The sequence below is a fragment of the Yersinia fenwicki genome (genome assembly GCF_043099325.1).
GTDB lineage: Bacteria > Pseudomonadota > Gammaproteobacteria > Enterobacterales > Enterobacteriaceae > Yersinia.
This window is the reverse complement of the sequence record NZ_CP170755.1, coordinates 3,890,041-3,912,931: the sequence shown is the minus strand read 5'-3', so window position 1 is coordinate 3,912,931 and position 22,891 is coordinate 3,890,041. Positions and strand designations below refer to the sequence as shown.

The following is a 22,891-nucleotide window of genomic DNA, read 5'->3' as shown; positions in this document are numbered from 1 at the left end:
TGTTTACAACGACATAGTTATATTAAGCAAGGATAGTAGATTTTTATCAAAATAGTGTTTTGATCTGAGATAATAAAGTCGAAATATTTAGTGGTGATTATTAGCTAATCTGTTGAATATTAAGCTTCTTAATTCATTATCCGAACAGATTGATTATCCATGCCAATACCCAAATAATTCGGGTTGCGGGAAGGCCGCAATTGAGTCAATCCTGATGGGGTGACTCTAGTCAATGATATGGCTACTTGAGCGCAGCCAACACAGATGCAGCTTGAAGTATGACGGGTATCTTTGTACGTGTAATCGCTGGCTATCAGGTGAAACTCTTAGTTAGTATATCCTGCTGCCGGAACTAATTATGACTATGCTAATCAGAAGTTGCGGTAAGTAAAATGCAGTAGCCAACAACCAGTGAGGAAACAGTAAGTATGGACAAGTGGCGATATCTGGCGATTGGCGTGTGTCTGGTGACGACTTCAGGGGTGGCATTCGCCGACTCCATTGATGCCCAACGGCAACGCTATCAGCAAGTTAAGCTGGCCTGGGACAGTAACCAGATGGATACCGTGGCGCAACTGATGCCGACGTTACGCGATTATCCTTTGTATCCGTATCTGGAATACCGCCAGTTGACTCAAGACTTAAGCCAAGTGAGTGCGGCGCAAGTAACCGACTTTTTGAGTCGGAATCCCACGTTGCCACCTGCACGTTCGCTATCATCCCGTTTTGTAAATGAACTGGCGCGTCGTGAAGATTGGCGTGGGTTATTGGCGTTCAGTCCGCAAGCGCCTAAACCGGCAGCGGCCCGCTGTAATTATTACTATGCCAAATGGGCAACGGGTGAACAGCAAGTTGCCTGGGATGGTGCCAGTGAAATTTGGCTCAACGGCCAGGCGCTTCCAGGTAGTTGCGATAAATTATTCAGTGTCTGGCAACAAGCCGGGCATCAGACTCCACTGGCAACACTGGCCCGTATGAAGCTTGCTCTTAAAGAGGGCAATGCCAGTTTGGTGAGTTATTTACTCAAACAGTTGCCAGCAGATTACCAAACTATGGGGATGGCATTGGCGAAACTGCAAAGTGATCCTGCCAGTGTTGAAAGCTTTGCTCGTACCGTCGGGCCGACTGACTTCACCCGTTCTGCCACCACAATTGCATTTACCCGACTGGCGCGACAGGACGTGGAAAATGCGCGCGCGATGATCCCAACCTTGGCGCGGCTGCAAAAAATGAGTGACAACGAGAAGTTGGAGCTGGAAGAAGCGGTCGCCTGGCGTTTGATGGGCAATGATGCGACTTATGACCAAGCTAAATGGCGCGATCAAGTCACTTTACGTAGCCATTCCACCCCGTTGCTAGAGCGCCGTATCCGTATGTCGCTAGGGACGGGCGATCGCCAAGGGTTAGCTGCGTGGATGGCCCGTTTGCCGGCAGATGCACAAAGTAAAGATGAGTGGCGCTACTGGCGTGCTTCATTGTTGTTAGAGCAAGGTAAGAAGGCAGAGGGCGAAGCCATCCTGCGCAGTCTGATGCAGGAGCGAGGCTTCTATCCGATGGTAGCCGCCCAAAAACTGGGTGTTCCTTACCCGATTAATGTTGAGATTGCGACCAAACCTGATGCCTCGCTAGCGCAACGGCCCGAAATTGCTCGGGTGCGCGAATTGATGTATTGGAATATGGATAATCTGGCACGCAACGAGTGGAGCTATCTGGTTGCCAGCCGCAGCAAACCTGAGCAGGAAGCACTGGCACGCTATGCATTTAATCAGAAGTGGGCCGATTTGAGTGTTCAGGCCACCATTGTTGCCAAGTTATGGGACCATCTGGAAGAGCGCTTCCCACTGGCCTGGCCAAAAGAGTTCCGTCAGGCGACGGAAGGCAAGGGGATAACGCCAAGTTATGCTATGGCGATAGCTCGTCAGGAAAGTGCCTGGAACCCGAAAGCGCAATCGCCGGTGGGAGCCTCGGGCCTGATGCAGGTGATGCCACGGACTGCGGAGCACACAGTTAAACTGAATAACATTCCCGGTTATGTGAATAGCAGCCAATTGCTTGATCCTGTTACCAATATTGAGATTGGCACCAGCTATCTGGAAGAGGTCTATCAGCAATTTGGGCGCAATCGGATCCTCTCCAGCGCGGCCTATAACGCAGGCCCATCGCGGGTCAATACATGGCTGGGAAATAGCGGCGGGCAAGTGGATGCTGTGGCATTCATCGAAAGTATCCCGTTCTCTGAAACACGAGGTTATGTGAAAAACGTATTGGCTTATGATGCGTTCTATCGCCACTTTATGAATCGCCCAGCTAAGGTGCTGAGTGATGCCGAGTGGCAAAGACGTTACTGATCCTCTTCGTCCTTGACGCCGCAGGGGTGTTAGCTACGCGCGCTTACCCGAATCACTTACAAGAGTAAGCTCATCGGGATGTGTTTGCTTGCTGCCTACCTGCGACGCCAATGATTTTGAGGTTTCTCTTCGTCCTTGACGCCGCAGGGGGGTTAGCTACGCGCGCTTACCCGAATCACTTACAAGAGTAAGCTCATCGGGATGTGTTTGCTTGCTGCCTACCTGCGACGCCAATGACTTTGAGGTTTATCTTCGTCCTTGACGCTGCTGCGGCGTAACGCCAAGTTCTTTGGCTATATCTGAGGTTATGGTAAGCTGCTGTACTAGTTAAATAGTATGGCGGCTTTCTCTATTATGACAAAACTACGATTGACCGATCCGAATCTGTCGAATGACGACAATCAGCACTGGCTGACTTTTGTTGCATTGTTACAAGACGCCACTGCGCAAGATCTTCATTTACCGCTACTGCAATTGATGTTGACACCGGATGAGCGCACGGCTCTGGGGACAAGGGTTCGTATCATTGAGGAGTTAATGCGAGGGGAATTAAGCCAGCGCGAGCTCAAAAATCAGTTGGGTGCTGGGATTGCGACTATCACGCGAGGCTCCAATAGCCTAAAGGCCGCTCCTCCTCAGTTAAAGAGCTGGCTTGAGGCGCAGTTATTGGCAAACAAATCATCTTGAATTGAGTTTTACTGTACTGGACGCTGGTAAATCTCATTATTAAAGGGAACCAGTGCCAGCAGCAGAGCCTGATGGTAGACGCTGGTTCGGGTCAATTTGCCGTCGGTGAAAATCCCGATGGCTCCACCTTTGTGTTTCACATTCGATATACCGGTTAAATCTGCCATTTCGTCGCCCAGCTCACGGCCTTGGCGAATCCCTTGCAATATAATATCCGGCAGCATCAAGCTGGCAGAGCGGGACTCTCCTCGCCACTGTAAGTGTTCAATTACCATCCATGCAAAGGTCATATTATCTTCAATACCTGCTTCAACCCCGACCCAAAAATCTGCCTCAGGGCGCATCTGGCGTGCATTGCTCACTCGTTGTCTGGCTCCTGTGCGTGTCTCAGCGCTGCCTATCGGTTGCAGGGGAACGCCACTGTCGACATTGACACCTTCAATGCGATACTGACTGGGACCATAAACATCATCGAAAGCGAGGCTAATAGCCTTAATCTTTGCAGGGTTGGTAGTTGCGGCAACAACATGGTACATAGTAAATCTCAATAATTCTTAAATGTTTATTTCACGCAGTATAACGGAAAAATGACATGCTACAGGTATTTCTCGTGCGCCACGGCGAAACCGTATGGAACGCATCGCGCCAGATTCAGGGCCAATCGGACAGCCCACTGACCACTATTGGCGAACGTCAGGCTCACTTGGTTGCGCAACGAGTTCGTAGCCAAGGTATCACGCATATTATTACCAGTGACCTTGGGCGTACGCAGCAAACGGCAAAAATTATCGCCGATGCTTGTGGGCTAAAGGTAGTGACAGATCCGCGCCTGCGTGAACTGAATATGGGTGTACTGGAAACGCGCCCGATTGAGAGTTTAACGCCAGAAGAAGAACAGTGGCGTAAACAGATGATCAATGGCACTGAAGATGGTCGAATTCCAGGTGGGGAATCCATGGCTGAACTAGGGCGGCGGATGCATGCGGCACTGGATAGCTGTTTGGAGCTTCCTGCTGGTAGTAAGCCGTTGTTAGTGAGTCACGGTATGGCGCTGGGGTGCTTGTTGAGCACGCTGTTGGGGTTGCCCGCCCACGCGGAGCGGCGCCTGCGTTTGCGTAACTGCTCGCTATCACGGGTTGATTATCAGGAAAGCCCGTGGTTGGCTTCTGGTTGGGTGATTGAAAGTGCTGGCGATACCGCTCACCTGGATATGCCAGCACTGGATGAACTACAGCGTTAACGCCGGATAGGAATGAGATACTCGCACTTCAGCGAGGCCGGAGGCCCATCTTTCGGCCTTCCCTGAGGGAAGAATCGTTCGATGTCGTATCCACATCGACGGGTTAACGCTAACTGTGGCAAACAGGTGCCATACAGTGTCAGAATGAAGTCCTGCAACCCATCTGGTGGCCCGTCATAGCTAAACTGCACATACTCACCACCTTGTAAAATAACCGGTTGCCCTTCCTGCACATTACCCGGCACATGTTGTGGTTCGATGGCTGTCGTGTAGAAAATCTCTTGCTCATCATCTTTCTCCTGATTGGGACGAGAGTGATGTAAGCCATAAAGCACAGGTGGCAAATGGTCTGCGTCACCCAGATACTGCTGCCAGAAGTGCACTCGCAATTCAGAACGATGAGTCATTATTTGCTCAAGCGTACAAGAGTAGCTCTGTGTCAGCCCCACCAAATGCTGCTCTGGTAAGGTAATAAATTCAGGCTGAGGCAGTATATAGTCACCTAAGCGAATCGGCGGACATATCCCTGCTGAATGCCAATCTTCTGCCCGACGGTACAAGGCTGGTGTTTGCGCAAATTGTTTCTTAAACGCGCGGGTAAAAGTCTGCTGCGAATCAAAGCGATATTGCAATGCAATATCCAGAATAGGGCGGCTGGTTAGTCGTAGTGCGACAGCGGCTTTTGATAACCTTCTGGCGCGGATATACGCACCGATGGCATTCCCGGTGACATCCTTGAACATTCGCTGCAAATGCCATTTTGAATAGCCTGCTTTGGCAGCGACATTGTCCAATGCTAAAGGCTGGTCTAAATGACTTTCTAGCCAGCTAAGCAAATCACGAATGATACTGGCTTGATCCATAGATCTTCCTCGTAAAGCGGCCTAAATTTAGGGTATTAGTGATATGAAAGAATAGCTCTGCCGCATAGTAGCAACTTTTTATGCTCCCGACTGCTTAAGAATTTAATGGCATTGTGTGCTAAAAAAGTATCTAAGATTGATAAAGTCACTTTTTAACCAATATTTTATTATTAGTGAAAATATTTAACGTTGGATAACGTTATTCAACAGTATGGAGTAAGTGTATGAAAAAAAATTGGATATTCCTTGGTTGTATACTTTCTTTCGGGGTAATAACGGCCCATGCGGAAGAAATTGGCGCTGTTGACACGGTATTTAAACTCTTAGGGCCTGACCATAAAATTGTGGTGGAAGCCTTCGATGATCCTGATGTTAAAAATGTAACTTGTTATATCAGCCGGGCAAAAACCGGGGGTATCAAAGGAGGATTAGGGTTAGCGGAGGATACTTCAGATGCTGCTATTTCCTGCCAGCAAGTGGGACCCATTGAGTTAAGTGACAAAATTAAGAATAGAAAATCCGATGGAGACGTGGTTTTCCAGAAGCGGACTTCATTGGTATTTAAAAAGCTACAGGTCGTGCGTTTCTACGATCCGAAACGTAATACCTTAATCTACCTGACTTACTCAGATAGAGTTGTCGACGGCTCGCCGAAAAACGCAATAAGCGCAGTGCCGATTATACCGTGGCAATAAAAGTGTTCGGCTGAATATGAAGTCAATAAAAAAGCCAGCATTTAAATGCTGGCTTTTTTCGTAGACGAGTCAGAGAGTTACTCTTCCAGGTCACCACAGAAACGATAACCTTCACCGTGGATAGTGGCAATGATTTCTGGGGTGTCCGGCGTCGATTCGAAATGCTTACGAATACGACGGATAGTCACGTCAACAGTACGGTCATGCGGTTTCAGCTCGCGACCGGTCATTTTCTTCAGTAATTCGCCACGGGATTGGATTTTGCCCGGGTTTTCACAGAAGTGCAGCATGGCGCGGAACTCACTACGTGGCAGCTTATAATGCTCGCCAGCAGGGCTTATCAATGAGCGGCTATTGATATCCAGTTCCCAGCCGTTAAATTTATAGCTTTCGACTAAGCGACGCTCTTCGCCCACGCTACCCAAATTCATGGTACGTGATAGCAAGTTGCGCGCCCGAATGGTTAATTCGCGCGGATTGAAAGGTTTAGTGATGTAATCATCAGCACCAATTTCCAGGCCAAGGATTTTATCGACTTCGTTGTCACGACCTGTCAAGAACATTAGGGCAACACTTGCTTGTTCACGAAGTTCCCGTGCCAGCAACAGGCCATTTTTGCCCGGCAGATTGATGTCCATGATAACTAAGTTGATATCATTCTCAGACAGGATGTGATGCATTTCTGCGCCATCATTAGCCTCATGAACAACATAGCCTTCCGCCTCGAAAATGCTCTTCAGGGTGTTACGAGTAACTATCTCGTCTTCTACGATCAGAATGTGCGGGGTCTGCATGTTTGCTACCTAAAATTGCCAACAAAATAGAAATAGGAAGTACAGAAGTCTTTGTTATATTAGGATTTTTATTGACTAGTTACTCGTCATCCCATTCATCACATGACTAAAGTACGTAAACGCGTTCTTGATGCACTTTCCATCAACGTCAACAACATCACTAGCTTGGTCGGGGTGTTACTCCCTACAGCCCCAAAGGCGACAAAAGCGGCGCATATCCTAACCCTATTAACAGCAATATAACAGTGTGAGCCGAATTTACCACCCAACAAAACTACGCTTTGTTGACATATATCAAATTCAATTGTAGCACGTTAACACTTTTGTGAAAAAGACTTACAAGAATACCAGCTTAAGCGATAGTTGGTTAAATTATGTTACCGATTCAGTGTTATTAATATTAAAAATTGAATATTCGAGGGAATCTAAAAGTGATTTCCCTAATCTGTTGATTTTTATTGTTTAAAATCAATATTATTTTGTCATTATGGCAATTGACTCACTTTTCTTATTAGTGCTCTGTTTCGCCTAAAAGCATTAGAAGAATTATCATCAATGTTAGTAAAATGTAAATATAAGTGACAAAGTTTTCATTTTTGTTGCCTTTTGAATCATTTGAGCAAAAAACCAAGCTCTAAAAGACGGCTTTATTTCTTAATCGAGTGTATTTCTGCCACCAAGTATCCTCTTATCGTTTAAAGATCGTCTCTATCGCTTATTACCCTATTTCTTCTGATTAAGTGAAAAAAAACCACAGAGTATATCGTAGTGATAAATGCTTTCATTTTAGTTTTATAATCTGGTTTTAAGGGGGTTAATTTATTTATTTCGCCTAAAAAAGCTCGCCAGATAAGACAATAGCTCAGCAGTGAGAGGTTCATTTCGCGAGGGTGGCGACTGAAAAAAATTGACTTGAGGGGACGATTGCTTTAACCAATAGAGGTAGAGCCACATTATTTATGAGACAGACAGACGACATGCGATACATCAGCCTGAACACAACAATTATTACCACCACCGAAACCACAGGTTACGGGGCGGGCTGACGCGTACAGGAAACAACAGAAAAAAGCCCGCACCTAAATAGTGCGGGCTTTTTTTTTCAATCAAATCTTTGCAAAAAAGTTTGCGATAAAAAAACGCGAAAGCGGGAGAGAATCAGAAATGCGAGTGCTGAAATTTGGCGGGACATCAGTAGCAAATGCAGAACGCTTTATGCGTGTTGCCGATATCATTGAAAGTAATGCGCGTCAGGGACAAGTGGCGACGGTATTGTCTGCTCCCGCTAAGATTACCAACCATCTGGTGGCGATGATCGACAAAATGGTGGCTGGGCAAGATATCTCGCCGAACATCAGTGATGCGGAACGGATTTTTTCGGAGCTATTGCGTGGCTTGGCTGATGTGCAACCAGGCTTTGAATATGAACGTTTAAAAGCGCTGGTGGCTCATGAGTTTGCGCAACTCAAACACGTCCTGCACGGTATCTCGTTGCTCGGTCAATGCCCGGACAGCATCAATGCCGCCATCATCTGTCGTGGCGAGAAATTGTCCATTGCCATTATGGAAGCATTATTCCAGGCGAAAGGTTATAAAGTCAGCGTGATTAATCCAGTCGAGAAATTGTTGGCACAGGGTCATTATCTCGAGTCCACAGTTGATATCACTGAATCTACCCGCCGCATAGGCTCCAGCTGTATTCCTGCTGACCATATCATCCTGATGGCGGGGTTCACTGCCGGTAATGACAAAGGGGAGTTGGTGGTACTGGGGCGCAATGGGTCAGATTATTCTGCTGCGGTGCTGGCTGCGTGTTTACGCGCTGATTGTTGTGAGATCTGGACCGACGTGGACGGGGTTTATACTTGTGACCCCCGCGTCGTACCTGATGCTCGCCTGTTGAAATCGATGTCATATCAGGAAGCGATGGAGCTGTCCTATTTTGGTGCTTCAGTTTTACACCCCCGCACTATCGCTCCTATTGCTCAGTTCCAAATTCCTTGCCTGATAAAAAATACCTCTAACCCGCAAGCTCCCGGCACCTTGATTGGTGGGGAAAGTAGTGATGATGGCTTCCCAGTGAAAGGCATCACCAATCTGAATAACATGGCGATGATTAACGTATCTGGCCCAGGTATGAAAGGTATGGTCGGTATGGCTGCCCGCGTCTTTGCGGTGATGTCGCGCAGCGGTATCTCAGTAGTACTTATTACTCAATCTTCTTCTGAGTACAGCATCAGCTTCTGTGTGCCGCAAGGTGAGTTAATTCGCGCTCGCAAAGCATTGGAAGAAGAGTTCTATCTGGAGTTGAAAGATGGTCTGTTAGAGCCATTGGATGTGATGGAACATCTGGCGATTATCTCAGTGGTTGGCGATGGCATGCGCACTTTACGTGGCATCTCGGCTCGCTTCTTCTCAGCACTGGCTCGTGCCAATATTAATATTATCGCGATTGCGCAAGGCTCGTCCGAGCGTTCTATCTCTGTGGTGGTTAGCAATGATGCCGTCACTACCGGTGTACGGGTTTGTCACCAGATGCTGTTCAATACCGATCAGGTTATTGAAGTGTTTGTCATAGGCGTTGGCGGTGTAGGTGGAGCATTAATCGAGCAAATCTATCGTCAACAACCTTGGCTGAAGCAGCGCCATATCGATTTGCGCGTTTGCGGCATCGCCAATTCCAAAGCCATGTTAACCAATGTGCACGGTATTTCGCTGGATAACTGGCGTCATGAACTGGCCGAAGTGCAAGAACCGTTTAACTTAAGTCGCTTAATTCGTCTGGTGAAAGAGTATCACTTGCTCAACCCGGTGATTGTCGACTGTACATCCAGTCAGGCTGTTGCGGATCAATATGCAGATTTTCTGGCAGATGGTTTCCATGTTGTGACACCAAACAAGAAAGCCAATACCTCATCGATGAATTACTACCGTCAGATGCGCGCGGCGGCAGCGAAGTCATGCCGTAAATTCTTGTATGACACCAACGTCGGTGCAGGCCTGCCTGTTATCGAAAATTTACAGAATTTGCTTAATGCAGGTGACGAGTTAATGCGTTTTTCTGGCATTCTGTCAGGCTCACTCTCTTTCATCTTCGGTAAGCTTGACGAAGGGATGACCTTATCAGAGGCTACATTGCAGGCCAAAGCGCTGGGTTATACCGAGCCAGACCCACGCGATGATCTTTCCGGCATGGATGTCGCCCGGAAATTGTTGATCCTGGCCCGTGAAGCAGGGTACAAACTTGAATTGGCTGATATCGAAGTTGAGTCCGTTCTACCAGCAAGTTTCGATGCAAACGGTGATGTAGACAGCTTCCTTGCTCGCCTGCCGTCACTGGATGCCGAGTTTACCCGCTTGGTGGCGAATGCCGCAGAACAGGGCAAAGTGCTGCGTTATGTCGGTGTGATTGAAGAGGGGCGCTGTATCGTTCGGATGGATGCGGTCGATGGTAACGATCCGCTGTATAAAGTAAAAAATGGTGAGAATGCGTTGGCCTTCTATACCCACTATTATCAGCCGATCCCGTTGGTGCTTCGCGGGTATGGTGCGGGTAATGACGTGACTGCTGCAGGGGTGTTCGCTGATCTTTTACGCACATTATCATGGAAGTTGGGAGTTTAAATATGGTTAAGATCTATGCTCCGGCATCGATTGGCAATGTCAGCGTTGGATTCGATGTGCTGGGTGCTGCGGTTTCACCAGTAGACGGCACTTTGCTGGGCGATTGTGTCAGTGTGACCGCATCGGACAGTTTTAGTCTGCACAACGAAGGCCGTTTTGTCAGCAAGTTGCCTGATGATCCAAAAGAAAATATTGTTTATCAATGCTGGGAGCGTTTTTGTCAGGAAATGGGCAAAGAGATCCCGGTCGCTATGGTGCTGGAAAAGAACATGCCGATTGGCTCAGGGCTGGGCTCCAGTGCCTGTTCTGTTGTTGCTGGCTTGATGGCAATGAACGAATTCTGCGGTAAACCGCTGGATAAAGTGACGCTGCTGGGCATGATGGGCGAGCTGGAAGGGCGAGTTTCCGGCAGTGTGCATTTTGATAATGTTGCACCTTGCTATTTAGGCGGGATGCAATTGATCCTCGAGCAACCCGGTTATATCAGCCAAAGCGTGCCCGGTTTTGACGACTGGTTGTGGGTGATGGCTTATCCGGGGATTAAAGTCTCTACCGCTGAGGCGCGGGCTATTTTACCCGCACAGTATCGCCGTCAGGATTGTATCGCTCATGGGCGTAATTTGGCTGGATTTATTCATGCCTGCTACACTCAGCAGCCGAGTCTGGCCGCTAAAATGATGAAAGATGTCATCGCCGAGCCTTACCGTACTCAATTATTGCCGGGCTTTGCTGCGGCAAGGCAAGCCGCGCAGGATATTGGCGCGCTGGCCTGTGGTATTTCCGGTTCTGGCCCCACGCTGTTTGCCGTCTGCAATGATAGCGAAACCGCACAGCGCATGGCGAGCTGGCTACAAAATCATTACCTGCAAAACGACGAAGGTTTTGTTCATATTTGCCGTCTGGATACCGCAGGCGCACGACTACTGGGATAACGCATGAAACTGTATAACCTTAAAGATCACAACGAGCAGGTCAGCTTCGCGCAAGCGATCAAACAGGGCCTGGGCAAGCAACAAGGGTTGTTCTTCCCGCTGGAGTTGCCAGAGTTTGAACTGACAGAAATTGATAAACTGCTGGATCTGGATTTTGTCACCCGCAGCAGCCGTATTCTGTCTGCTTTTATTGGTAATGAAATCGCACCAGAAGTATTAACCAAGCGTGTTCAGGCCGCTTTTGAGTTTCCGGCACCGGTTGCTCAGGTTGAGAATGATATCGCTGCGCTGGAGCTGTTCCACGGCCCGACATTAGCCTTTAAAGACTTCGGTGCACGTTTTATGGCGCAAATGCTGGCCGAAGTGGCAGGCGACCAGCCAGTGACTATCTTAACCGCAACCTCTGGTGATACCGGGGCGGCAGTCGCTCATGCTTTCTATGGCTTGAAAAATGTCCGCGTGGTGATCCTCTATCCACGTGGCAAAATCAGCCCACTGCAAGAGAAGCTGTTCTGTACGTTAGGTGGCAATATCCACACGGTGGCTATTGAGGGCGATTTTGATGCTTGTCAGGCACTGGTCAAACAAGCCTTTGATGATGAAGAATTGAAGCAGGAGTTGAGCCTTAACTCTGCTAACTCTATTAATATCAGCCGTTTGCTGGCTCAGATTTGCTATTACTTCGAAGCCGTAGCCCAGTTGCCGCAAGAAGCGCGTAACCAACTGGTTATCTCCGTGCCAAGTGGTAACTTCGGCGATTTGACGGCCGGTTTGCTGGCAAAATCGTTAGGTTTGCCGGTAAAACGTTTTATTGCTGCCACCAATGCCAACGACACTGTGCCGCGCTTCCTGGTTAACGGCCAATGGCAGCCGAAGCCGACGGTAGCGACGTTATCGAATGCTATGGATGTCAGTCAGCCGAATAACTGGCCGCGTGTTGAGGAGCTTTATCGTCGTAAAATCTGGCAGTTGAAAGAATTGGGCCACGGCGCAGTCAGTGATGACGTCACCAAAGAAACAATGCGCGAGCTAGCGGGGTTGGGTTATATCTCAGAACCTCATGCCGCCATTGCCTACCGCGTGCTACGTGATCAATTACAAGACGGTGAGTTTGGGTTGTTTATCGGCACCGCTCATCCGGCGAAATTCAAAGAAAGTGTGGAAGAGATTTTGGGGCAAGAATTACCGCTGCCAAAGCCACTGGCAGTTCGGGCACAATTACCGCTGTTATCTCATGATTTGCCAGCAGACTTTGCGCAACTGCGCGCTTTCCTGATGGCTTTGCCAAAGTAGTTTGTTATTTGGCAAAAAAAGTTAAAAGCGCCAGATACGGCCCTTTAAGGTTAATGATAAAGTGCCGGTAACGGTGAAAACAGGCAGATCGTAAAGACGCCGTAAATACATCCTTGTAGGCTCAAGCCGCGCCATCCCTGGCGCGGACGCTTTACTCTTCTACCTGTCTTCACCTTGCAAGATCGAGTCCTTAGAGTTTGTCTGCAGTCTGAAGGGCCGGAAACGGCCCTTTTATCTTTCTAGTGTTGCTCAGCCCGCTTAAAAACTAACTCATTTTTCGCCGATAGCCCGGCATCAAATTCATAACCTTCCAGATTAAAATCAACCAGTTGATCTGGCTTTGTGAGCTTATTCTGAATAATAAATCGGCTCATCAAACCACGGGCTTTTTTGGCATAGAAACTGATAATTTTATATTTGCCGTTTTTCTCATCCAAAAAGACGGGTTTAATCAGTGAACCGGCTAATTTTGCTGGTTTCACGGCCTTAAAGTATTCATCTGAGGCGAGATTTATCAGCACGTTATCGCCTTGCTGCTCCAGCGCTTGATTCAGTTTCTCTGTTATCTGGTCGCCCCAGAAGGAATAGAGATCTTTGCCACGTGGGTTAGCCAGTTTTATTCCCATCTCCAGACGATACGGTTGCATCAAATCTAGTGGGCGCAATACACCGTAGAGTCCAGAAAGCATGCGTAAATGCTGTTGGGCAAAATCAAAGTCGACAGCGCTGAAATTCTGCGCCTGCATGCCGGTATAAACATCGCCTTTAAAAGCCAGAATCGCCTGACGCGCATTGTCTGGTGTGAAATCAGGCTGCCATTCGCTGAAACGGGCGACATTTAAACCGGCAAGTTTGTCGCTAATTCCCATCAGGCTGCTGATTTGGGCTGGTGTCAGCTCACGGCAGATCTCAATAAGCTGTTGTGATTTATCCAACATTTCTGGCTGAGTAAACTTCTTGGTCGCTAGGGGACTTTGATAATCAAGGGTTTTAGCTGGGGAAATGACAATAAGCATGATGACATCCTTTTAATACCCGTCATACTTCAAGCGGCATGTGCGTTGGCTACTTTCGTTCACCTCACTCACTTGCCATCTTCCCGCTACTCGAATTATTTAGGGTATATTTAAATAAGACACTGTAGCAAAAAGCGTAGTGTAGCAAAAAGAAGATTGGACGATTGCTAGGATAGATAGATTGAGTTGTCAGAGATGATATAGTTTTGCTAAATCGTCTCAGCACGATAAGAATGGATAAAGTTGCTATTAACCTACCGGTTTCTGGCTGTTTTAAAAGGCGAAAACGGTTGCGAACCGAATACTGCCTGTTTGCGCTTTTTTTAATCAGTTTAACTGCCTTGCACCAAGGCTTACGCATGTTATTATCAAGACAAGGCAGACGTCGAAATAGCTAATATTGCGAAACCGCTAACATTCCGAATGAGATGAAGCGCCATTTCGACCGAGATAAAAGTTGCGACATGCCAAAAGTTCATGCACAAACGATGAGAAACGACAACATGACCGATAAACTTACTTCCCTACGTCAAATCACCACTGTAGTAGCAGATACTGGGGATATCGCGGCAATGAAGCTGTATCAGCCGCAAGATGCAACCACTAACCCATCACTGATTCTGAATGCCGCTCAAATTCCGGAATACCGCAAGCTGATCGACGAAGCCATTGCCTGGGCTCGCGAACAAAGCAGTGATCACGCTCAGCAAATCGTTGATGCAACTGACAAATTGGCAGTCAATATCGGTTTGGAAATTCTGAAACTGATCCCAGGCCGGATTTCTACCGAAGTTGATGCTCGCCTGTCCTATGACACCGTTGCTAGCGTGGCAAAAGCGAAACGTTTGATCAAACTGTACAACGAAGCCGGTATCAGCAATGACCGTATTCTGATCAAACTGGCTTCTACCTGGCAGGGTATCCGTGCTGCGGAACAACTAGAAAAAGAAGGCATCAACTGTAACCTGACTCTGCTGTTCTCCTTCGCTCAGGCGCGTGCTTGTGCTGAAGCGGGTGTATTCCTGATTTCACCGTTTGTTGGCCGTATTCTTGACTGGTACAAAGCTAATGGTGATAAGAAAGAGTTCGCACCACACGAAGATCCAGGTGTGGTTTCTGTGACCGAGATTTACCAGTATTACAAAAAACACGGTTATAAAACTGTGGTTATGGGCGCAAGCTTCCGTAATCTGGGTGAGATAATTGAACTGGCTGGCTGTGACCGCCTGACTATTGCTCCATCTCTGTTAAAAGAGTTGGCAGAAAGCGAAGGCCCAGTTGAGCGTAAACTGGCTTATACCGGCGAAGTTCAAGCTAAGCCAACGCCACTGACTGAAGCTGAGTTCTACTGGCAGCACAACCAGGATCCAATGGCGATTGATAAACTGGCTGATGGCATTCGTAAGTTTGCTGTCGATCAGGGCAAACTTGAGAAAATGATCTCAGACCTGCTGTAATTTGACTGGCGGTGATTGATTCTCCGCGGTAATTTGACGAAAAGGTGGCGTAAGCCGCCTTTTTTATTGCCTATTATCTGGGGCTGAGGGCGGTTCCAATAACATGGGATATGCTATTATTCGCCACAGATAAAGGGCTTTTCGTCGAGGTAGTCATATGAATGCATTACGTATAGGTTTAGTTTCCGTTTCTGATCGCGCATCGAGTGGGGTATATCAGGATAAAGGCATCCCAGCTCTGGAAGAGTGGTTAGCAAGCGCGCTAACTACCCCTTTTGCAATAGAAACCCGCCTTATCCCCGATGAACAAACTCTGATTGAACAAACCCTGTGTGAGTTAGTCGACGAGATGGGCTGCCATTTAGTGCTGACCACCGGTGGAACCGGCCCGGCAAGACGCGATGTCACCCCTGACGCCACGTTAGCAATCGCAGATCGACAAATGCCTGGTTTTGGTGAACAAATGCGTCAAATCAGCCTCCATTTCGTCCCTACCGCGATATTATCCCGTCAGGTTGGCGTTATCCGTAAGCAGGCATTGATCATCAACTTACCTGGGCAACCTAAATCCATCAAAGAAACCCTGGAAGGGGTGAAAGATGCTGAGTCGAAAGTGGTGGTTGCGGGGATTTTTGCCAGTGTGCCTTACTGCATTCAGCTGCTGGATGGGCCTTATATAGAGACCAATGCTGAAGTGGTAGCGGCTTTTCGTCCTAAGAATGCAATTATCGATATAAACAACTAAATTAATTTTTTTTGCAACATAAGAAACCATTATGACAGTGTGGGGAATTTTGTACGGTATAGTCATGTTTACTTTACAAAAGGCTGAAAATATTTTTCTTCCCCTACTCTGGTTTATTACGGTGTCATATGCCCCAAGAACACAATTCATCTCAAGTCGACTTATCGCAACCTCATGTTGCCCAACAACATAATCATAATCGTCGGTTGAATAAGCAAGATTATAAAACGCTCACTCTGGCTGCTTTAGGCGGGGCGCTTGAGTTTTATGACTTCATTATTTTCGTTTTCTTTGCTGCGGTGATTGGTGATCTTTTCTTCCCAGTTGATATGCCTGAGTGGCTGCGTCAGGTGCAGACATTTGGTATTTTTGCTGCGGGTTATCTGGCACGTCCGCTTGGTGGCATTATCATGGCGCATTTTGGCGACTTGGTTGGCCGTAAAAAGATGTTTACTCTAAGTATTTTGTTAATGGCATTGCCAACATTGGCGATTGGTATGTTACCGACCTATGCCTCTATCGGCATCGCAGCGCCATTACTATTGCTGTTAATGCGCGTATTACAAGGTGCGGCGATTGGTGGCGAAGTGCCCGGTGCGTGGGTCTTTGTCGCGGAACATGTACCTCGTCGGCGCATTGGCATTGCTTGTGGAACACTCACTGCTGGTTTGACTGCGGGGATCTTACTGGGGTCACTGGTGGCTACTGCGATGAACACCACCTTAAGCCCTCAGGCCATTTTAGATGGCGGTTGGCGTGTGCCGTTCTTCCTGGGTGGGATTTTCGGCTTATTCGCCATGTATTTACGCCGTTGGTTGCAAGAAACTCCTATCTTTAAAGAGATGCAGGCACGTAAAACTCTGGCTGATGAATTACCACTGAAATCTGTTGTGGTGAATCATAAGAAAGAAGTGTTCGTCTCGATGCTACTGACCTGGTTACTGTCTGCCGGTATTGTGGTGGTTATTCTCATGACACCGACTTATTTACAGAAACAGTTCGGTGTCTTGCCCGCCCTGGCATTACAGGCCAATAGTCTGGCGATTGTGGCATTAGTCTTTGGCTGTGTGATCGCGGGCTTGGCTATTGATCGTTTTGGTGCCAGTAAAACCTTTATTGTTGGCAGCTTGATGTTGTCCGTGTCGACTTGGTCGTTTTATCACACTAATTTGACCGACCCTAGTCAGCTATTTACCCATTATATGTTGGCAGGATTCTGTGTTGGGATTGTCGGCGCAGTACCTTATGTCATGGTGCGTGCATTTCCGGCAGAGGTTCGCTTTACTGGCATTTCTTTTTCCTACAATGTGGCATATGCCATTTTTGGTGGGTTGACACCTATTCTGGTCACGTTATTGATGAAAGTGACGCCTATGGCCCCTGCGTATTACATGCTGTTGTTATCACTGGTGGGATTCCTGTTAGGAATTTATCTACGCAATGATATTAATAGTGAAGTGAAAGTTCCTATGTCCAAGAAGGTATTGGCCGAGTAAAGCAGTATCAAATCAATTTCATCACAAAATAGCCCATAAAACTTGGGCTATTTTTAGATGATTTAAAACTCACCTTTAAAATTAAAACCGACCTTCTGCTTGACGCGAGCCGAGGGCTGAGAAATGACTTCAGAATATAATGTTCTGGCACCTTGTTGTTGCAAATATCGTCCTAACGCTCGAACGGCGGCTGTGCCTGCGCCTCTGACTGTACCTTCACGTTCGGGATGTAGGACAAAGTCTGGTTGTGTGGCTGATGCAACCAGCTCAACTTCATCTTCACGGTTAAATCGGTCGGCAAGAATAATCGCAATAATTCTTCCTTGCAGTTTGACGACCACATAGATCTCTCCGGGGCGATGAAGCCTAAGTCTTCGCTTGATAATCCCCGTCACAATATTTCCGGCATTAAGTAGTCTAGTGAAGGCGTCACTATTTTCATCCATCATGGCGCCTTGAGCTGAGTATCCTTGCTCATACTGATGCTCCCATTGATCAATGGTTTCATTCAGCTTTCTCCGCATAGCTTTGGCATTCCTAACCTCGGCATCTGAAAGCTTTGATTCTTCCATGAGTGTTAGTGTTGGGAGTATTTCTATTTCAAATTCTAATTCAGCTTGCTCAACGGGTTCACCCTGTGAAATTATTATTGGAGTAGTATGTGTGTATATAAAATTCTCTAATAGCAACTCATAAATACCTAACGGTAAGAGTTCCACCCGCGACGGAGGTTCATCAGAAGAGGAATAAAAGCTATAGGATAGATAACTAAGCTGAGCGTAATCAAAAGCAGTTTTAATATCCGCAAAGGAATTATTGGTTGTTTTATCGGTTATTTTTTCTTTTACAGCTTGGATTAATCTATTTTCCACCTCTTGATCTTCTACCACTGTACCAGTGCTTCCTGTACGAATGATAGAGTCTATTACTCTGCCAAAAAATGCTGTATTCCAAGTTTCTAAGTTATGACCGAATAAAAAGGTAAAATCAGTCATGACTTCCAATGTCCAATCAATACATTGAGGTCTTATTTGGCGTGTTGGGCGAGAATTTAGTAAAGAGTGGAGGGGAACCATGCAGGTTTTGGCGGTAGCAGGGAGGCTCAGAGAATGACGATGTTTATTATTATCGATATAAGTCAAAGTCATATGATTATCAACACCTTCAGGTGCTATAGACTCAACTTTTTGGAGCGTGTTTTGTTTAAGTGGACTACTTTTTCCGGCAATATGCAATGTTTTTCCTTTGGTACTACTATTGAAAAAAGCATGTGCGCTAAATACTAGGCCATCTAATTGTTGGCATTTACCTTGTATAAGATAATTATAGATATTTAAAAAAGGCGTAAAAGCACATATTATTTTACTTGTTTGTGTTAAATCTCTTTTTTCCCAGTTTTGCTCTCCTGTATCAGCGGTTAGAATAGATTTTTCGAGCACTAAAGGATTATTTTTATTATAGTTGGTTATTATTATCTCTTGAGGAGTGCTAATCTCAGTGTCTCTGGCAAAAGAGATAATAGGGGAAACATCTACCAAATAATGACTCAATGTCTGGATATATTGCACTTCAACAGTATCTTTTTGAATTTGAATAATAAATGATAAGCTGTCGTTGTATTTGTAACGCTCAAAATAGAATTTATCGACCATGCGGTGATCTGAGAATGTTATGAATCTCTTATGTATACTAATTGCCGGGCTACTAAAGAACTGGATATCAAAATTATCGTTTTCACCGATATCTTTACTATTAAATACTAACAACACTTGTTTATTTTTCAGTCGTTCATCATTCCAATATTCACCAAATACTTCAGGAAGTTGTATTTTATGGCTATTTACAATGACACACTGTTGATCGCAACTTAGGCCTTTACTTTGTGATACCTTGATGCCAGAAATTGCATCACTCATTTCCAGTGATTTTAAATTATTATCTGTGATACTTTCTGTTAACTTGAAAAAAGGAGGGTGGAAATCATCATTTTTGTAGATTGTTGCAATCATCCCTTGGGGTACTGTGATGGATTGAATACTATCATTATAAATAGGTAGTATTTTTCTATCAGATTCAATGATTGCTTCAGTATCGTGATAAAAATCTATTTGTTGATTTGACGCTAAGCAAGTGCTGTTTCCTTGAAACTCATCTTCGGTATAAAAACAAATAGCAGGTGCTATTTGGTATGAGTTTATTTTTTTATAAAACCCTGATGATTTTAGTTTCTGTAGATTAATGTCATTCTTTAATATTAATTTATTGCCGGAGTAGTCAATGTCATCATAAAGGGTAATAATCATACCTGATGGGACAGAAATTGATTCTATTTTATTATCAAACCCTCCATTATAAGCAGATTTTTTTTCACCCTCTACCGAGCAAAATGACTCCCCGCCAAAATTATCAAACTCATAAAAACAGATATTTCCCTCATCTGAATAAATGGGGTTAGATATTATTAGTATAGCGCTTATTAATAGTTTTATGATTATTTTCATAGGCTTGTCCTTAAGTATATTTAATTTTAATACTTCATATTACCTACGGGATATTGATGTTATATGATGTGTTTTTTATTTACTTTATCTATTTTCATTATTCTATTTAATTATTTTATATTGTTAATTTTAAGCACATAATTAATTTTATTTTATAAGTGTTAAATAAGCATAAAAAAAGCCCCTGAACATAAATATTCAGAGGGCCGTTTAATGCAAGTTTGCGGGGCGAACTGTAGTTAAACTACAGGTTGTACTCGTAAAGCCGGGCTTGGTTCACCGATAGGTAATACTGTGCGGCCGTATTGTTCGTTCAATACTTCCGCCATTGCCAGATAAATTGCGCTTGCGCCACAGATGATACCTTCGAAGCCGGCGAAAACCAGTAGCGAATGGTTACCGGTAAAGTTACCGACTGCCAGCAGAGCAAACAGTAGCGTCAGGCTACCGAAAACAAACTGCAAAGCACGGTTAGCTGGCAAAGTACCGAAGAACATAAACAGTGTGAAGATGCCCCATAAACCTAAATAAACGCCGAGGAATTGTGCATCAGTTGCTTCCGCCATACCCATTTTAGGCAGCATCAACAAACCAACTAAACTTAGCCAAAATGCGCCATAAGAGGTAAATGCAGTGGCTGCAAAGGTGTTACCCTTCTTATATTCCAGCATACCTGCCAGAATTTGTGCCAGACCGCCATAAAATATCCCCATACTCAAAATAACAGAGGTCAGGGGGAAGAAGCCTGCGTTGTGCAGGTTAAGCAAGACGGTGGTCATCCCAAAACCCATCAGGCCTAATGGGCCAGGATTCGCCAACTTGGTGGTGTTCATAAGTCCTCTGTAATAACAGATTGCTAAAAATAATGGATAAATATCCGAATAAGTATAAAGCGCCTGAATGACTAAAAAGTCGTCTATTCCCTCAGTGCGCGCGGCATCATAATGATCTGTGCGATTGGAAACAATGATCTCGAGGGTGATAAAAAGTAATTTTTTTTCATCTCCCCCCTTGATGCTGCGTTTCATGGCCCCATCTTATTCCCAACCGCAGGGACTAATCACGAATCAGCGGAGGCATACATCAGTAGAATGCTGGGTATGAAAACATTGATTATGAAAATACGGGCAGTTGAAAAGAAACAATTCGCCCACATATAGATTAGTAACTTGACCGAATATGACTTTTTAGTGGAGGCGTTTTAGATGGGTAAAATTATTGGTATCGACTTGGGTACTACCAACTCTTGTGTAGCAATTATGGATGGTACTAAAGCACGCGTGCTGGAAAACAGCGAAGGTGATCGCACCACGCCTTCTATCATCGCTTATACCCAAGATGGTGAAACTCTGGTTGGTCAACCGGCTAAACGTCAGGCTGTCACTAACCCACAAAATACATTGTTTGCCATCAAGCGTTTGATTGGTCGTCGTTTCCAAGACGAAGAAGCACAGCGTGATAAAGACATCATGCCGTACAAAATTATCGCAGCAGATAATGGTGACGCTTGGTTAGAAGTTAAAGGCCAAAAAATTGCACCACCGCAGATCTCTGCTGAAGTGCTGAAGAAAATGAAGAAAACGGCTGAAGATTATCTGGGCGAACCAGTAACTGAAGCGGTTATCACTGTACCTGCATACTTCAACGATGCTCAGCGTCAGGCAACTAAAGATGCTGGCCGTATCGCCGGTCTGGAAGTAAAACGTATCATCAACGAACCAACTGCTGCTGCATTAGCATACGGCCTGGATAAAGAAGTCGGTAACCGTACTATCGCGGTTTATGACCTCGGTGGTGGTACTTTCGATATCTCAATTATCGAAATCGACGAAGTTGATGGCGAAAAAACCTTTGAAGTTCTGGCAACCAACGGTGATACCCACTTGGGGGGTGAAGACTTCGATAGCCGCTTGATCAACTATTTGGTTGAAGAATTCAAGAAAGACCAGGGTATGGATCTGCGTACCGATCCACTGGCAATGCAACGCCTGAAAGAAGCAGCTGAAAAAGCGAAAATCGAGTTGTCTTCTGCTCAGCAGACCGACGTTAACCTGCCGTATATCACGGCGGATGGCAGTGGTCCAAAACACATGAACATCAAAGTGACCCGCGCTAAGTTGGAGTCACTGGTAGAAGATTTAGTCAATCGTTCTATTGAACCACTGAAAGTGGCTCTGCAGGATGCTGGCTTGTCTGTTTCCGACATCCAGGACGTTATCCTGGTGGGTGGTCAGACTCGTATGCCAATGGTTCAGAAGAAAGTTGCTGATTTCTTCGGTAAAGAACCACGTAAAGACGTTAACCCAGATGAAGCTGTAGCGATTGGTGCGGCAGTACAGGGTGGTGTTCTGTCTGGTGAAGTGAAAGACGTTCTGTTGTTGGACGTTACCCCACTGTCACTGGGTATTGAAACCATGGGTGGTGTGATGACTCCGCTTATCACTAAAAATACCACTATCCCAACCAAGCACAGCCAGGTGTTCTCTACTGCGGAAGATAACCAGTCTGCGGTAACCATCCATGTGCTTCAGGGTGAGCGTAAACGTGCTCAGGATAACAAGTCTCTGGGTCAGTTCAATCTGGACGGTATCCAGCCGGCACCTCGCGGCATGGCGCAAATCGAAGTGACCTTCGATATTGACGCCGACGGTATTTTGCATGTGTCTGCTAAAGACAAAAATACCGGTCGTGAGCAGAAGATTACCATCAAGGCATCTTCTGGTTTGAACGAGGAAGAGATCCAGAAAATGGTTCGCGATGCTGAAGCTAACGCTGAAGCAGACCGTAAGTTTGAAGAGCTGGTTCAGACCCGTAACCAAGCTGACCATCTGATTCACGGTACTCGTAAACAGTTGGAAGAAGCCGGTGACAAGCTGCCAGCAGAAGATAAAACTGCTATCGAAGATGCAGTGAAAGCACTCGAAGCGGCGCTGAAAAGCGAAGATAAAGCAGAGATAGAAGCTAAAACTCAGGCTCTGGTACAAGTTTCTGGCAAATTGCTGGAAATGGCTCAGCAACAGCAAGCTGCCGCAGGCGGTGATGCTGGTGATACCAGTGCCAAAAAAGAAGACGACGTGGTAGACGCCGAATTCGAAGAAGTGAAAGATAAAAAATAATTGCCCTTAAGCGGGCACAGCAGTGGTAGGCCTTACTGTTGCTGGAAACCAGCACGGGCGTCGAGGAAACTCTACGCCCGTGCA

Annotated in this window: 19 protein-coding genes and 1 other annotated feature; of the genes, 13 read left to right on the top strand and 6 right to left on the bottom strand. The window is 46.1% G+C overall.

What is annotated here, in order from left to right; genetic code table 11:
* Positions 1–428 precede the first annotated feature (428 nt).
* Together sltY and trpR are read left to right on the top strand one after the other, a co-directional pair.
* Positions 429–2,348, top strand: a complete 1,920-nt coding sequence (gene sltY / locus ACF3VQ_RS17730) for a murein transglycosylase (RefSeq protein ID WP_392432362.1) — start codon at positions 429–431, stop codon at positions 2,346–2,348.
* Positions 2,349–2,702: 354 nt separating this feature from the next.
* On the top strand, positions 2,703–3,035 hold the full coding sequence (trpR, locus tag ACF3VQ_RS17725; protein WP_392432361.1) for a trp operon repressor: 333 nt from the start codon (positions 2,703–2,705) through the stop codon (positions 3,033–3,035).
* A gap of 8 nt (positions 3,036–3,043) precedes the next feature.
* Here trpR and yjjX read toward each other — a convergent pair whose 3' ends face one another.
* Positions 3,044–3,571: an inosine/xanthosine triphosphatase gene (yjjX, locus tag ACF3VQ_RS17720; protein ID WP_392432360.1), complete on the bottom strand. Its 528-nt coding sequence runs from the start codon at positions 3,569–3,571 to the stop codon at positions 3,044–3,046.
* A 56-nt stretch (positions 3,572–3,627) separates the two neighbouring features.
* On the opposite strand from yjjX, the gene gpmB reads away from it, so the two are divergent.
* Entirely contained in the window at positions 3,628–4,275 is a 648-nt protein-coding gene (gene gpmB / locus ACF3VQ_RS17715; RefSeq protein WP_392432359.1) for a 2,3-diphosphoglycerate-dependent phosphoglycerate mutase GpmB, read from the top strand.
* Here gpmB and robA read toward each other — a convergent pair.
* Positions 4,272–5,138 carry an MDR efflux pump AcrAB transcriptional activator RobA gene (gene robA, locus ACF3VQ_RS17710; protein ID WP_392432358.1) on the bottom strand — a complete coding sequence of 289 codons (867 nt, stop codon included), beginning with the start codon at positions 5,136–5,138 and terminating at the stop codon, positions 4,272–4,274. The two genes, gpmB and robA, sit on opposite strands and share 4 nt — an antisense overlap.
* A 224-nt stretch (positions 5,139–5,362) precedes the next feature.
* Here robA and creA point away from each other — a divergent pair, with 224 nt between their 5' ends.
* The gene (gene creA, locus ACF3VQ_RS17705) at positions 5,363–5,833 is read left to right on the top strand and encodes a protein CreA (RefSeq protein ID WP_392432357.1); all 471 of its coding nucleotides are present in this window, start codon (positions 5,363–5,365) and stop codon (positions 5,831–5,833) included.
* Between the two features lie 77 nt (positions 5,834–5,910).
* Here the strand turns inward: creA and arcA are convergent, their stop codons facing one another.
* Positions 5,911–6,627 (bottom strand): two-component system response regulator ArcA, encoded by a 717-nt coding sequence (gene arcA, locus ACF3VQ_RS17700; RefSeq protein WP_004706052.1) that lies wholly within the window; start codon positions 6,625–6,627, stop codon positions 5,911–5,913.
* 102 nt (positions 6,628–6,729) lie between these two features.
* Between arcA and ACF3VQ_RS17695 the strand changes: the two genes are divergently transcribed.
* The 5 genes from ACF3VQ_RS17695 to thrC all read left to right on the top strand — a co-directional run bounded on the left by ACF3VQ_RS17695 (position 6,730) and on the right by thrC (position 12,476).
* Positions 6,730–6,870, top strand: coding sequence for a hypothetical protein (locus tag ACF3VQ_RS17695; RefSeq protein WP_392432356.1), 141 nt, complete (start codon positions 6,730–6,732; stop codon positions 6,868–6,870).
* Between the two features lie 716 nt (positions 6,871–7,586).
* The gene (gene thrL, locus ACF3VQ_RS17690; RefSeq protein WP_071598596.1) at positions 7,587–7,673 is read left to right on the top strand and encodes a thr operon leader peptide; all 87 of its coding nucleotides are present in this window, start codon (positions 7,587–7,589) and stop codon (positions 7,671–7,673) included.
* Positions 7,612–7,730, top strand: a sequence feature (Thr leader region). Its footprint overlaps the gene before it by 62 nt.
* A gap of 61 nt (positions 7,731–7,791) precedes the next feature.
* Positions 7,792–10,251: a bifunctional aspartate kinase/homoserine dehydrogenase I gene (thrA, locus tag ACF3VQ_RS17685; protein ID WP_392432355.1), complete on the top strand. Its 2,460-nt coding sequence runs from the start codon at positions 7,792–7,794 to the stop codon at positions 10,249–10,251.
* A 2-nt stretch (positions 10,252–10,253) separates the two neighbouring features.
* The gene (thrB, locus tag ACF3VQ_RS17680) at positions 10,254–11,183 is read left to right on the top strand and encodes a homoserine kinase (RefSeq protein ID WP_392432354.1); all 930 of its coding nucleotides are present in this window, start codon (positions 10,254–10,256) and stop codon (positions 11,181–11,183) included.
* A 3-nt stretch (positions 11,184–11,186) separates the two neighbouring features.
* The gene (gene thrC, locus ACF3VQ_RS17675) at positions 11,187–12,476 is read left to right on the top strand and encodes a threonine synthase (protein WP_392432353.1); all 1,290 of its coding nucleotides are present in this window, start codon (positions 11,187–11,189) and stop codon (positions 12,474–12,476) included.
* A gap of 239 nt (positions 12,477–12,715) precedes the next feature.
* Here thrC and yaaA read toward each other — a convergent pair whose 3' ends face one another.
* Positions 12,716–13,492: a peroxide stress protein YaaA gene (gene yaaA / locus ACF3VQ_RS17670; RefSeq protein WP_392432352.1), complete on the bottom strand. Its 777-nt coding sequence runs from the start codon at positions 13,490–13,492 to the stop codon at positions 12,716–12,718.
* A 503-nt stretch (positions 13,493–13,995) separates the two neighbouring features.
* Here yaaA and tal point away from each other — a divergent pair.
* The 3 genes from tal to ACF3VQ_RS17655 all read left to right on the top strand — a co-directional run bounded on the left by tal (position 13,996) and on the right by ACF3VQ_RS17655 (position 17,190).
* Positions 13,996–14,949 (top strand): transaldolase, encoded by a 954-nt coding sequence (gene tal / locus ACF3VQ_RS17665; protein WP_392432351.1) that lies wholly within the window; start codon positions 13,996–13,998, stop codon positions 14,947–14,949.
* A gap of 157 nt (positions 14,950–15,106) precedes the next feature.
* The gene (mog, locus tag ACF3VQ_RS17660) at positions 15,107–15,694 is read left to right on the top strand and encodes a molybdopterin adenylyltransferase (RefSeq protein WP_392432350.1); all 588 of its coding nucleotides are present in this window, start codon (positions 15,107–15,109) and stop codon (positions 15,692–15,694) included.
* Between the two features lie 128 nt (positions 15,695–15,822).
* Positions 15,823–17,190, top strand: coding sequence for an MFS transporter (locus ACF3VQ_RS17655; protein WP_392432349.1), 1,368 nt, complete (start codon positions 15,823–15,825; stop codon positions 17,188–17,190).
* Between the two features lie 62 nt (positions 17,191–17,252).
* Here ACF3VQ_RS17655 and ACF3VQ_RS17650 read toward each other — a convergent pair whose 3' ends face one another.
* Complete coding sequence (locus tag ACF3VQ_RS17650; protein ID WP_392432348.1) at positions 17,253–19,691, bottom strand: peptidase inhibitor family I36 protein; 2,439 nt, start codon at positions 19,689–19,691, stop codon at positions 17,253–17,255.
* A 239-nt stretch (positions 19,692–19,930) separates the two neighbouring features.
* Positions 19,931–20,524 carry an acetate uptake transporter gene (gene satP / locus ACF3VQ_RS17645; RefSeq protein WP_392432347.1) on the bottom strand — a complete coding sequence of 198 codons (594 nt, stop codon included), beginning with the start codon at positions 20,522–20,524 and terminating at the stop codon, positions 19,931–19,933.
* A 372-nt stretch (positions 20,525–20,896) separates the two neighbouring features.
* Here satP and dnaK point away from each other — a divergent pair, with 372 nt between their 5' ends.
* Entirely contained in the window at positions 20,897–22,807 is a 1,911-nt protein-coding gene (dnaK, locus tag ACF3VQ_RS17640; RefSeq protein WP_019080558.1) for a molecular chaperone DnaK, read from the top strand.
* Positions 22,808–22,891: the final 84 nt, after the last annotated feature.

Excerpts from the sequence above, each read along its gene's own strand:
- yjjX (WP_392432360.1), bottom strand. The coding sequence starts at position 3,571 with ATGTACCATGTTGTTGCCGCAACTACCAACCCTGCAAAGATTAAGGCT.
- robA (WP_392432358.1), bottom strand. The coding sequence starts at position 5,138 with ATGGATCAAGCCAGTATCATTCGTGATTTGCTTAGCTGGCTAGAAAGT.
- thrA (WP_392432355.1), top strand. The coding sequence starts at position 7,792 with ATGCGAGTGCTGAAATTTGGCGGGACATCAGTAGCAAATGCAGAACGC.
- satP (WP_392432347.1), bottom strand. The coding sequence starts at position 20,524 with ATGAACACCACCAAGTTGGCGAATCCTGGCCCATTAGGCCTGATGGGT.
- dnaK (WP_019080558.1), top strand. The coding sequence starts at position 20,897 with ATGGGTAAAATTATTGGTATCGACTTGGGTACTACCAACTCTTGTGTA.
- ACF3VQ_RS17650 (WP_392432348.1), bottom strand. The coding sequence starts at position 19,691 with ATGAAAATAATCATAAAACTATTAATAAGCGCTATACTAATAATATCT.
- arcA (WP_004706052.1), bottom strand. The coding sequence starts at position 6,627 with ATGCAGACCCCGCACATTCTGATCGTAGAAGACGAGATAGTTACTCGT.
- ACF3VQ_RS17695 (WP_392432356.1), top strand. The coding sequence starts at position 6,730 with ATGACTAAAGTACGTAAACGCGTTCTTGATGCACTTTCCATCAACGTC.
- thrC (WP_392432353.1), top strand. The coding sequence starts at position 11,187 with ATGAAACTGTATAACCTTAAAGATCACAACGAGCAGGTCAGCTTCGCG.
- tal (WP_392432351.1), top strand. The coding sequence starts at position 13,996 with ATGACCGATAAACTTACTTCCCTACGTCAAATCACCACTGTAGTAGCA.
- creA (WP_392432357.1), top strand. The coding sequence starts at position 5,363 with ATGAAAAAAAATTGGATATTCCTTGGTTGTATACTTTCTTTCGGGGTA.
- thrB (WP_392432354.1), top strand. The coding sequence starts at position 10,254 with ATGGTTAAGATCTATGCTCCGGCATCGATTGGCAATGTCAGCGTTGGA.
- yaaA (WP_392432352.1), bottom strand. The coding sequence starts at position 13,492 with ATGCTTATTGTCATTTCCCCAGCTAAAACCCTTGATTATCAAAGTCCC.
- mog (WP_392432350.1), top strand. The coding sequence starts at position 15,107 with ATGAATGCATTACGTATAGGTTTAGTTTCCGTTTCTGATCGCGCATCG.
- trpR (WP_392432361.1), top strand. The coding sequence starts at position 2,703 with ATGACAAAACTACGATTGACCGATCCGAATCTGTCGAATGACGACAAT.
- sltY (WP_392432362.1), top strand. The coding sequence starts at position 429 with ATGGACAAGTGGCGATATCTGGCGATTGGCGTGTGTCTGGTGACGACT.
- gpmB (WP_392432359.1), top strand. The coding sequence starts at position 3,628 with ATGCTACAGGTATTTCTCGTGCGCCACGGCGAAACCGTATGGAACGCA.
- thrL (WP_071598596.1), top strand. The coding sequence starts at position 7,587 with ATGAGACAGACAGACGACATGCGATACATCAGCCTGAACACAACAATT.
- ACF3VQ_RS17655 (WP_392432349.1), top strand. The coding sequence starts at position 15,823 with ATGCCCCAAGAACACAATTCATCTCAAGTCGACTTATCGCAACCTCAT.